Below are 10271 nucleotides of genomic sequence, written 5' to 3'. Positions count from 1 at the left end.
AGGTAAATTTCTCAAATTTTATCGTGTGTGGTCCTGGCGCCCACATTTAAACACCCGGAGTGGGTTGTCCGGGCCACACTGTCATGGGGCGGCCCCGGGAATCCCCTGGACGACCAGAAGTGGCGCCCTGGGAATTCGCCGATTTTAGAGGAGGTTAGAAGGCAAACCTTAGCCCCAGTTCAAGGGACCGGCCTGGCTCGGGTGCGTAGGCGCGCAAGAAGGAGGTGGCATTGCGAATTTCGGCATTGCCGAGGTTGTTGCCGCGCATAAACACCAGCAGCGATTGATTGGCGCCCATTTCAAAGGCCCTGCTAGCGCTCACATCGACACGGGTGTAACCATCCACCGCCAGCTCGCCCTCGCCCGGGTGGCGCTGTTCGCTTACCTGGGTGGTGCGCAATTCGGCATTCCAGTGGCTGTCGGCGTAGCTGATTGACAGGCCAACTCGGGCGGGCGGGATGCGCGGAACGTCGCTGTCATCGTCCAGGGTTGCACGTACAGTGTCTGCCGACAGACTGAGTTCCCAATGTTCGGCAAAGGGCAGGCCCAGGGCGGCCTCGGCGCCGTAAAAGCGCGCGTCCTGCTGGGTGAATTGATACACCGGCAATTCGTCCAGTTCGGCGCCGGTGTTGGCCTTGTAAATAAAGCTGTCGATTTGGTTGTTAAACAGGTTCAGCTGCAGGTGTAGCGGGCCTTCATAGTGGTAGGCCAGCTCCAGATTGTTGCTGGTCTCGGCTTCCAGGGCCTCGTCGCCCAGGACGTAGTTTTGCTCGGCCAGGTGTGGGCCATTGGCAAACAGTTCCTCAACGGCGGGCGCGCGCTGAGCGCGGGCCAGGCCAAAGGTGAGGTGGCTGGCATCGGTAAAGTGCCAGTGTGCGGCACCCGAGACGCTCAGGGTGGTGAAGTCCTGCGCTGCGTGGCCCTGGGGCGCGAGCTCGGCGTACTCGCCGCGCAGGCCCAGTTCCAGTACCCACTGGCCAGTGGTGTATTCCTGCAGGGCAAAGGCACCCAGGTTCTGGAGGTCCGATTTGGGCACAAAGGCCTCTTCGCCAATGGCGGCGTAGTCGCGCACCTGATACTGCAAGCCCAAGGCGCCGCGTAGGGCGTCGCTATTGCGATGAATCAGCTCGGCGCGGCCCTCCCAAGCCTTGTTTGCAAAGCGCGTGCCTACTTTCTGGCCTTCTAGTTCTGTGTGCTGGTAGTCGGTGTAGCCCAGGCGGTAGGTGACTTTTTCGGCCCAACCGTCGCCTAAAGTATGTTCGCCTTTGAGGTCGTAGCGGGTTTGTTCCATGTCGATGCGAATAAACGCTTCTTCGTGCTCGTCATGGTCCTCTTCGTGCTCGTCATGGTCCTCTTCGTGCGCCTCATGATCCTCGTGATCTTCTTCGTGGTGTACGTGGGCACCCGGTGGAATACCGTAGTTATTGCTCGATTGTGATATGGCAAGGCCAATGAAGCCCGCATCGTAATGAAAGGCTGAGCCGAGTGCGTAGCTGTGGGCCTCGCGCTGGGTGTTTTCCACGCGCCCGTGGGCTTCTTCGGCCTCATCCTCTTCGTCTTCGTGCACCGAGGGGTGGTGAGCGTCGCCCGGGATTCGCACATCGTCGCTGGTGCTAGTGGTGCCGCTGAGGTGCCATGCCAACTGTCCGTTGCCGCCCTGCACAAAGCCCACGCCGGTTTGCTGCTGATTCACCGATTGATAGCGTAATTCGCCGGCGCCCTCGATACCTTCAATGGGGCTTGCTGGGATGCGGTTGTCCAGCACGTTGACCACGCCGCCAATGGCATCGTTGCCGTAGCGCAGTGTGGCTGGGCCGCGCAATACTTCAATGCGGTCGGCGAGCAAAGGCTCCACGGTGTTGGCGTGATCGGGGCTGGAACTGGCGGCGTCGCCTGTGCCCAGATGGTCTTGCATCACTTTCACCCGGTTGGCACTTTGGCCGCGAATAACCGGTGCGCCCACCCCGGGGCCGAAGCTGGCCGAAGTGATGCCGGGCTCTTGCTGCAGGGTTTCGCCGAGGGTGGCAGCCGCTTTGCGGCGCAGGGCCTCGCCGCTGAGAACCGAGGCGGGCTGGCTGAGGGTGTCGCCGGTTTTGCCGAGGGGCGAGGCGGTGACCACCACCTCCTCCAGGTCTGAGCGCTCAGTTTGTGCAAGGGTGGGGGCTGCGGCGCCGGCAACGGCCAGCCACAACGCAGTGCGACCCCAGTGAGGGGCGGATAAAGCAAATAGCATGTTCAGTACTCCACGGCCCGTACGGCAGGCGTCGGGCTCCAGCATTTAATAGATTGGGGGGTTAGGCTGAAATTTCGTGGGTTTGGGGCGGATCGCGCTTGCCGCGCTTTTCCAGGTCGCGGTGCAACCGGTGGTAGGGGGAAGTCTCCAGCCAAGTGCCGTGCTCGGGCGCCTGAAGCTGGGGCTTTTCATCGTTGCAGGCCAGCACTGTGGATTGCTGACACAGATAGCAATCGGCACTGAGTTGCTGGTGATCGTGCTGTACTTCGAGTGCCTGCGCAAAGACCAGGCACAGCGCCATGACTGCAAAAAGCAGCGCGCGGCGTTTGGCGAAGGCAGTGCGTCTCAGCATGGTCGGTGTTGTGAAGTTGTGGCTAAGTGGTCTAGTCTACTGATGTTGGTGCCAATCTGCCAGAGCCTGTGCAGACCACCCGAAAGAGGGCAATTTTTGACTAAAACAGCCGTGACTGAGGCGCAATTAGACCCCAATCAAACCCTGCGCTTGACCGTCAGCGGTCGATTTGGATTGGAGGCCCACGCGGCTTTTCGGGCCGCCTACCAGCCTTACCTGGGGCGTGTGCGCAAGTGCGAAGTGTGCCTGCGCGAGTGTACGGCCATAGACAGCGCGGGTTTGGCGCAACTACTGATATTGCGCGACCTGACAGGTCTGGGCCCGGCGCAATTTTCCTTGGTGGATTGCAGTAATGATGTGTGTAGATTGCTTGGCTATGCCAATTTTGAAAGCCTTTTTACCATAATCCCCCGCCCCTGAGCTGGGCAGCCCCTGTCGCAGCCTATATAATCCCCGCTCCTCGAAAACCAGCCACTGGAGTCCCGTAGTGGAGCGCACCGCCAACGTCAGCCGCGATACGCTGGAAACGCAAATTTCCGTAAACCTTAATCTGGATGGCAAAGGCCAGGGTCGGTTCGATACCGGCGTGCCGTTCCTAGAGCACATGATGGACCAGATTGCCCGCCACGGCATGATCGATCTGGATGTCACCTGCAAGGGCGACACGCACATCGACGATCACCATTCGGTGGAGGATATAGGCATCACTATCGGTCAGGCCATCGCCAAGGCGGTGGGGGATAAAAAGGGCATTCGCCGCTATGGTCATGCCTATGTCCCTTTAGATGAGGCCCTGTCGCGGGTCGTCATCGACTTTTCCGGTCGCCCGGGTTTGATCATGGAGGTGCCCTTTACGCAAAAGCGCATTGGCAACTTTGACACCGAGCTGTTTTGGGAGTTTTTCCAGGGCTTTGTGAATCACGCCCAGGTCACACTGCACATCGATACCTTGCGCGGCTTCAACGCGCACCATCAAATTGAAACCGTATTTAAGGCCTTTGGCCGCGCGCTGCGCATGGCGTTGGAGCAGGACCCGCGCATGGCGGGCCAGATGCCGTCGACCAAGGGCACCCTGTAACGATGGCGCAATCCATTGCAGTAATTGACTATGGTATGGGCAACTTGCACTCGGTGGCCAGCGCCCTGCAGCATGTGGCGCCCGACGATCAAGTGCTCGTCACGGCAGACCCGGCCCTGGTTGCCAGTGCCGATCGGGTGGTGTTTCCGGGCGTCGGTGCCATCAGGGATTGCCTGGCTGAAATCCGCCGGTTGAAGTTTGACCAGCTGGTGCGCGAGCAAGTTGCCAGCGGCAAGCCCGTGCTGGGTGTGTGTGTGGGCATGCAGGCGTTGATGACCCACAGCGAGGAAAATGGCGGCGTTGACTGCCTGAATATTTTGCCGGGCCAAGTGCGGTTTTTTGGCCAAGCGCTGCGCGGCCTCACGGGCACCGAGCGGTTAAAGGTGCCACATATGGGTTGGAATCAGGTGACCCAAGTGGATCACGCGCTGTGGCAGGGCATCGACGATCTCAGTCGATTCTATTTTGTGCACTCCTATTTTGTGCGCGCAGAAACGCCCGAGTTGGTGGTTGGCCGCTGTCATTACGGGGTCGACTTCGATGTTGCCCTGGCGCGCGACAATCTGTTTGCCGTGCAATTTCATCCGGAAAAAAGCCACACAGCGGGTTTGCAACTGCTGCGCAACTTCGTTAACTGGCGCGGCCAGTCTTAATTTCTTAGGTTAGGTATTCTCATGTTAATTATTCCCGCCATCGACCTCAAAGACGGCCAGTGTGTGCGCTTGCGCCAGGGCTTGATGGATGACTCCACCGTGTTTTCCGATGACCCAGTGGCCATGGCTGCTCAGTGGGTGGCGCAAGGTTGCCGGCGGCTGCACTTGGTGGATCTCAACGGTGCCTTTGAGGGCAAGCCGGTAAACGGCGAGGTGGTAAACGCCATTGCCAAGGCCTACCCAGACCTACCTATTCAAATTGGCGGCGGCATTCGCAGTGCCGAGGTGATAGAGGCCTACCTGGCTGCCGGTGTCAGCTATGTCATTATTGGCACCAAGGCGGTGAAAGAGCCGGCCTTTGTGACCGACATGTGCAAAGCCTTTCCCGGCCACATCATCGTGGGGCTGGATGCCAAAGACGGCTTGGTAGCAACCGATGGCTGGGCGGAGGTGTCCGACGTGCAGGCCACCGAGCTGGCCAAGCGCTTTGAGGCCGATGGCGTGAGCGCTATCGTGTACACCGACATCGCCCGTGATGGCATGATGCAGGGTGTGAATGTAGAGCAAACACTGACCATGGCGCGGGCCTCCAGCATTCCCGTGATCGCCTCGGGCGGTATTACCAATATGGACGATATTTGCGCCTTGAAGGCCGTCTCCGACCAAGGCATTTGTGGTGCCATTACCGGCCGGGCCATCTACGAGGGCACCTTGACCATGGCCGAAGCGCAGCGCTACTGCGACGCAACCTAAGCCGTTCGCACAGGAGAGCAGCATGGCATTGGCAAAGCGAATCATTCCCTGCCTGGACGTGGAAAACGGCCGTGTCGTAAAGGGCGTGCAATTTCTCGATATCCGCGACGCCGGCAACCCGGTTGAAGTGGCGCGCCGCTACAACCAGGCCGGTGCCGATGAAATCACCTTTTTAGACATTACCGCCAGCCACGAAGAGCGCGAGACCACGGTGCATACCGTAGAGGCCATTGCCTCCGAGGTGTTTATCCCGCTTACGGTGGGCGGGGGGATTCGGACAGTGGACGATATCCGCCGCATGTTAAATGCCGGTGCCGACAAGGTCTCTATCAACTCAGCGGCTGTGTTTAACCCGGAGTTTGTGAAGCAGGCCTCCGACCGCTTTGGCGCCCAGTGCATTGTGGTGGCGATAGATGCAAAGCGGGTGTCGGCGCCTGACGAGGCGCCGCGCTGGGAAATCTTTACCCACGGCGGGCGCAAGCCCACCGGCATCGATGCCGTGGAGTGGGCGGTGCGCATGGCCGCCTACGGTGCCGGAGAAATTTTGCTGACCAGCATGGATCAGGACGGCATGAAAAGCGGTTTTGACCTGGGGGTGACGCGCGCAATAAGCGATGCGGTGCCGGTGCCGGTCATCGCCTCGGGTGGCGTTGGCAACCTGCAGCATTTAGCCGATGGCGTGCTGCAGGGCGGCGCCGACGCAGTGCTGGCGGCCAGTATCTTCCACTTTGGCGAATACACAGTTGCACAGGCCAAAGCGCACATGGCGGCCCAGGGCATCGAAATGCGTCTGTAACGCCGCGCTCGCCAGAGCTGGTGCCTCGGTGGCGTCTGGCTTTGACGGCCGCATGCTTCCTTCGTTGTTTGCTTCGCTCCGGAGAATCTGAAGCCTCTGCCGGGTCGATGGCGCTTGAGTCGCGGTGGCGGCAGCCAGGCGAGAGTTGTATTGCGTCAATGATGCGGGCTTGGCGACTTGCACCTTTTGCGCAGTCACACCGATTAAGCTGATTAGCCCAGCCGCAAATCTGCTTGAGCGCTATTTATGTCGGCCGCGACGGGTCGGTATCCGGCGGTGCGGCACTAAATCCCATGATTATGAGGTAGGCACGACAAAGCCGATACCGGGTTGCCCGGGTATCGGCTTAATGTGGCACTTGCGCAGCGGGTGCTAGGCGGCGTGGCGGCCGTAGCGCTCGAGCGTGGGAATTAGCGGTGCCCCAGCGCCCATGATGAATTCGATAAACTCAGATGCACCGGCACGGGCTTCGCTTAGGCTATCAAAGGGGCCAATGGCCACGCCTTCGCGGGTGCGGTAATACCAGTAATCATCTTTGTTAAAAAAGCGTTCTTGACGTGTGGGGACGTGTCCCTGTTCACCCATTCGTTGAAGACTCATAGTAATGCCTATTCTCGTCATGTCAGTAAGCTGACTTTGCGACCTCTTTAATGCTGAGGCCATTCCCTCAAAACGAGGGGCCCTTTTACAGGGCAATCCGGTATTGGATTGCCAAGTCTAAGACCACGGTGGTGCCGGCAGCGACCCTAAAGGGTTCTTGCTAAGGGTGTTTTTGCTGTGCGGTAGCTTGCTTTGCACAGCGTTAGCCACACGCCTTGTTGCCAACCCGCTTAGTTTATCGAACATGAAGCAAATTACTTAGATCAATTTGGTATAGTTTAGACATATTTTTATCGTATTAACGTGCTAAGCCCTGTCTCCAAGGGGTTTTTACGCGCCAAAGAGGGGAGTTTGTGTGACGCGGCTCCTGCTGGTTGTGTGAAAGAAGTCTCAAATAGGTGTACGAGGGTACTAGTTTTATCTGTTTGTCCAGATGGGGCAGTTGTTGGGCTAATACCGCGAGCGTGGTGGGGTAGGGGTGGCCGATGGCGATGGCAAAGCCCTTTTCTTTGGCGGTTTTCTGCGCTTTTTCCAGTTGGGCGGCGATGGCCTCTGGAGTTTGTACATTGTCTAAAAAGACATCGCGTTGGGCTGTGGCAATGCCCTGTTGTTTGGCCACTGTAAACGCAACGCTCTGGGGGTGGGTTCTACTGTCGATAAAGTAGCGCTGCTGACTTGCCAGTGCACTCATCACGGCCTGCATGGGTAAAGCCTGGGTGGTGAGCAGGCTGCCCATGTGGTTGTTCATGCCCCCGGCCTGGGGAAAGCGCGCAAAGTGCGCGCGCAGGCGCTCGCCAATGTGTGTGGCGGGTAGATTCGCATCGAGGCCGCCTGGGTCCAGGCGCGCGCCATTAACCGTGGCCATGGGGATGTGCAGCATCACCGCCTTGCCGCGCAGCCAGGCCATTTGCGCCAGAGTTTGAGAGTGAGGTGCCTCGGGGAGTACGGCAAAGCTGAGTGCAAAGGGCAGCGCGATCAGTGCCTCGGCAGTGTCGCGCTGGTAGCCAATGTCGTCGATGATGATGGCTAAGTAGGCGCTGTCACCGTCGCGCTGGTGCGGCGCGGCGGCCAATCCCTGCACCGCTAATGCCGCTGCCAACCACAGCCACTGCCAACCGCTGCGCACGATTAGTCGTGTGTATGGCCGTTGGCGCTGATGACCGTCGCTTCGGCTTCCTTTGCCGGTGCATTGAGGGTGCGGCCAAACAGCTTATAGCCCTTTAACAGGTTAATGGCCTCAAACAACTGGTTGTCTTTCTCGAGCATTTCGCGGTGCTCCTGCTGCGCGCTAGTGCGCTGTTTGGCTTTGCTCTCTTCGCCGCCATTGGCGTTATCCAAATGCCCCGACAGATCCGCCTCAGTGTACTGCGATCGAGGGCGGATGGCGGTTAGTTTAGCGCGCTCTACATGGATGTCCGGCACTATGCCCTGGGCCTGAATGGAGCGACCGCTAGGGGTGAAATAGAGCGCGGTGGTGAGTTTAATAGCGCGCTCTTCACTAATGGGAATCACCGTTTGTACCGAGCCTTTGCCAAAGCTTTCGGTGCCCAAAATAATAGCGCGGCGATGGTCTTGCAGGGCGCCGGCGACAATTTCGGAGGCCGAGGCCGAGCCGTCGTTAATCAATACCACAATGGGCAGACCGTTGGTGATGTCTCCGGCCGTGGCGCTGTAGCTGTTGTCGGCGTTTTCAATGCGACCCTCGGTGTAGACGATGAGGCCCTCTTCGACGAAGGCGTCGACCACTTCCACCGAGGCCTGCAGCACGCCGCCTGGGTTATTGCGCAAATCGAGCACAATGCCTTGCAGCGGCGCTTTCTTTTGCAGCTTGTTGATGGCGTCAATCATGTCTTTGCCGGTGCCCAGTTGAAATTGGGCGATACGCACATAGGCGTAGTCATCGCTCATGCGGCGCGCGCGCACGCTTTTTACTTTAATGGCGTCGCGAATGAGGGTGAGCTCGCGAGGCTGGTCTTCGCCCTCGCGCACAATAGTCACCTCGATTTCGCTGCCCTTGGGGCCGCGCATGGCCTTGACGGCCTCGCTCAAGCTCATGCCCTTCACGGACTTTTCCCCAAGTTTAATAATCAGGTCGCCCGGTTCGATCCCCGCACGCGATGCCGGGGTGTCGTCCATGGGAGCGATTACTTTGACGAAGCCGTCCTCCATGCCCACTTCGATGCCCAGGCCGCCAAATTCACCGGTGGTATTGGTTTGCAAGTCTTCGAAGGAATTGGCGTCCAGGTAAGAGGAGTGCGGGTCTAACTCGGACAGCATGCCCTTAATGGCATATTCCAGCAGCGTGCGGTCGCTAATGTCTTCCACATAGCCCTGGCGGATGTGGTCGTAGACCTTCGTAAACGTGCGCAGGTCGTCCAGTGGCAGCAGACCTGGATCTTCGCTTTGGCTGTCGTCGGCCCACACCGGACCATTCAGGCATAGAGCCAGGCCGGCGGCGGCAATGAGTGGGACGACGCGCGAGGCGCGAAGGGAACGCGGATACTTCATGAAAGGGTTGCTCCTGAATCGGTGGGGCCGCAACGACAGTGTTCACTACAGTGTAATGCATGGCGCGGGCAATTGTTCATAGGTAGGCAATAAATAGGCACGGGAGTTCAGCGCATTCGGCGCGTTTGCGATCAGCCGCGACACCAGTGCGACGGGTCTAGGGGTTTGCCGGCGTGGCGGATTTCAAAGTAGAGGCTGGGTTTGGATTGGCCACCACTGGCGCCCACCCGCGCGATGACTTCGCCATCGGCGACCCAGTCGCCGGTTTCTTTGTACAGCACCTGATTGTGTGCATACAGGCTCAGGTAGTTGTTGCCGTGGTCGATAATTATCAGCATGCCCTGGCCGCGCATATACTCAGAAAAAACTACCCGGCCCTGGTGTATAGCCTTTACCTCTCGCCCCTCTGGCGCGCCAATGAGTACACCCTGCCAACGCAGTTGGTTGCCGGCCCGCAGGCTGCCAAAACGCGCCGTCAGCGTGCCCTGTGTGGGCCAGCCCATCTTACCTTTGCGCTGTGTAAAAGGCTGGCCGGGAAGGGCCAGTGCCACGTCGCTAAGCTGACGAGCCACTTCGGCCAATACTTTTTCAAGGTGGGCGCGATCGGCTTCTGATTTTTGCAGCTGAGCATCTTTTGAATTGATGGCGCTGTTGAGTTGGGCCAGAGTGCGTTGGCGTTCGGCTTTGCGCTCGGCCAGGCGCTTGTGCTCGCGCGCCAAATCTTGTTGGGTGGCGGTGAGTTTGGCGGTTTGTCGCTCGATGGCTGGGGCGATTTGCGCCAGCTCTGCCAGGGTGGTTTGGTAGGCGGTGATTTTGCCTTGGCGGTCCGCCAGCAGGGCCGCGTTGTAGTGTGCCATGCGCGAAATCAGTTCGGGCTGCGTTTGGGTCAATAGCAATTGCAGTTGTGAGGGGCTGCCCGATTTATAGGCCGCCACCAGTTGCTCGCGAAATTGCTGTTGCTGGCCGCGCTCGGCCTCGGTCAGTCGCGCCTGCTCGGCATTAAGCTCTGCTAGCTTTTTTTTTGTGCCGCCAATTCGCTGTTGATGCGCTCGATGTCTTTGAGCAATTCGGCAATGTCACTCTCATTGCGTTTGAGCTCAACACTGAGGCTGTCGCGGCTGCTTTTTGCCGCATCCAGTTCGCCTTCCAGCTTTTGAATCATGGCCTGTAGCTCTTCCAGCTTGGCTTGGTAAGCGGCCTGATCTTGAGCGAACAGGTGCGGGGCAAACCCCAGGCTGAGGGCGAAGGCTGTAGCGAGAATAAACTTCATAGTTGACCTGAGTAGAGTGGCACATTCA

12 protein-coding genes are annotated in these 10271 nt (G+C 58.9%); 5 read left to right on the top strand and 7 right to left on the bottom strand.

Features of this window, described 5'->3' with window-relative positions; all coding sequences use genetic code 11:
* Nucleotides 1-154: 154 nt before the first annotated feature.
* Both ACW8F6_RS04225 and ACW8F6_RS04220 read right to left on the bottom strand, forming a co-directional pair.
* Complete coding sequence (locus ACW8F6_RS04225; protein WP_491574599.1) at nt 155-2233, bottom strand: TonB-dependent receptor; 2079 nt, start codon at nt 2231-2233, stop codon at nt 155-157.
* A gap of 61 nt (nt 2234-2294) precedes the next feature.
* Nucleotides 2295-2585: a hypothetical protein gene (locus ACW8F6_RS04220; protein ID WP_491574598.1), complete on the bottom strand. Its 291-nt coding sequence runs from the start codon at nt 2583-2585 to the stop codon at nt 2295-2297.
* 96 nt (nt 2586-2681) lie between these two features.
* Here ACW8F6_RS04220 and ACW8F6_RS04215 point away from each other — a divergent pair, with 96 nt between their 5' ends.
* The 5 genes from ACW8F6_RS04215 to hisF all read left to right on the top strand — a co-directional run bounded on the left by ACW8F6_RS04215 (nt 2682) and on the right by hisF (nt 5865).
* The gene (locus ACW8F6_RS04215; protein WP_491574597.1) at nt 2682-3005 is read left to right on the top strand and encodes an STAS domain-containing protein; all 324 of its coding nucleotides are present in this window, start codon (nt 2682-2684) and stop codon (nt 3003-3005) included.
* Nucleotides 3006-3072: 67 nt separating this feature from the next.
* Complete coding sequence (gene hisB / locus ACW8F6_RS04210; protein WP_491574596.1) at nt 3073-3663, top strand: imidazoleglycerol-phosphate dehydratase HisB; 591 nt, start codon at nt 3073-3075, stop codon at nt 3661-3663.
* A 2-nt stretch (nt 3664-3665) separates the two neighbouring features.
* Entirely contained in the window at nt 3666-4316 is a 651-nt protein-coding gene (gene hisH / locus ACW8F6_RS04205; RefSeq protein ID WP_491574595.1) for an imidazole glycerol phosphate synthase subunit HisH, read from the top strand.
* A 21-nt stretch (nt 4317-4337) separates the two neighbouring features.
* Complete coding sequence (gene hisA, locus ACW8F6_RS04200) at nt 4338-5069, top strand: 1-(5-phosphoribosyl)-5-[(5-phosphoribosylamino)methylideneamino]imidazole-4-carboxamide isomerase (protein WP_491574594.1); 732 nt, start codon at nt 4338-4340, stop codon at nt 5067-5069.
* A gap of 22 nt (nt 5070-5091) precedes the next feature.
* On the top strand, nt 5092-5865 hold the full coding sequence (gene hisF / locus ACW8F6_RS04195) for an imidazole glycerol phosphate synthase subunit HisF (RefSeq protein WP_491574593.1): 774 nt from the start codon (nt 5092-5094) through the stop codon (nt 5863-5865).
* A gap of 372 nt (nt 5866-6237) precedes the next feature.
* On the opposite strand, the gene ACW8F6_RS04190 is transcribed toward hisF, so the two are convergent.
* From ACW8F6_RS04190 to ACW8F6_RS04170, 5 genes are all read right to left on the bottom strand, one after another.
* On the bottom strand, nt 6238-6465 hold the full coding sequence (locus ACW8F6_RS04190; protein WP_491574592.1) for a DUF6316 family protein: 228 nt from the start codon (nt 6463-6465) through the stop codon (nt 6238-6240).
* A 298-nt stretch (nt 6466-6763) separates the two neighbouring features.
* Nucleotides 6764-7591 carry a divergent polysaccharide deacetylase family protein gene (locus ACW8F6_RS04185; protein ID WP_491574591.1) on the bottom strand — a complete coding sequence of 276 codons (828 nt, stop codon included), beginning with the start codon at nt 7589-7591 and terminating at the stop codon, nt 6764-6766.
* Between the two features lie 2 nt (nt 7592-7593).
* Complete coding sequence (locus ACW8F6_RS04180; RefSeq protein WP_491574590.1) at nt 7594-8973, bottom strand: S41 family peptidase; 1380 nt, start codon at nt 8971-8973, stop codon at nt 7594-7596.
* 131 nt (nt 8974-9104) lie between these two features.
* Nucleotides 9105-9908, bottom strand: a complete 804-nt coding sequence (locus ACW8F6_RS04175; RefSeq protein ID WP_491574589.1) for a murein hydrolase activator EnvC family protein — start codon at nt 9906-9908, stop codon at nt 9105-9107.
* 74 nt (nt 9909-9982) lie between these two features.
* Entirely contained in the window at nt 9983-10243 is a 261-nt protein-coding gene (locus ACW8F6_RS04170) for a hypothetical protein (RefSeq protein ID WP_491574588.1), read from the bottom strand.
* Between the last annotated feature and the right edge of the window lie 28 nt (nt 10244-10271).

This window comes from Simiduia sp. (assembly GCF_058345725.1).
The sequence above is the reverse complement of the archived record's forward strand: the minus strand, read 5'-3'. Positions and strand labels throughout refer to the sequence as shown.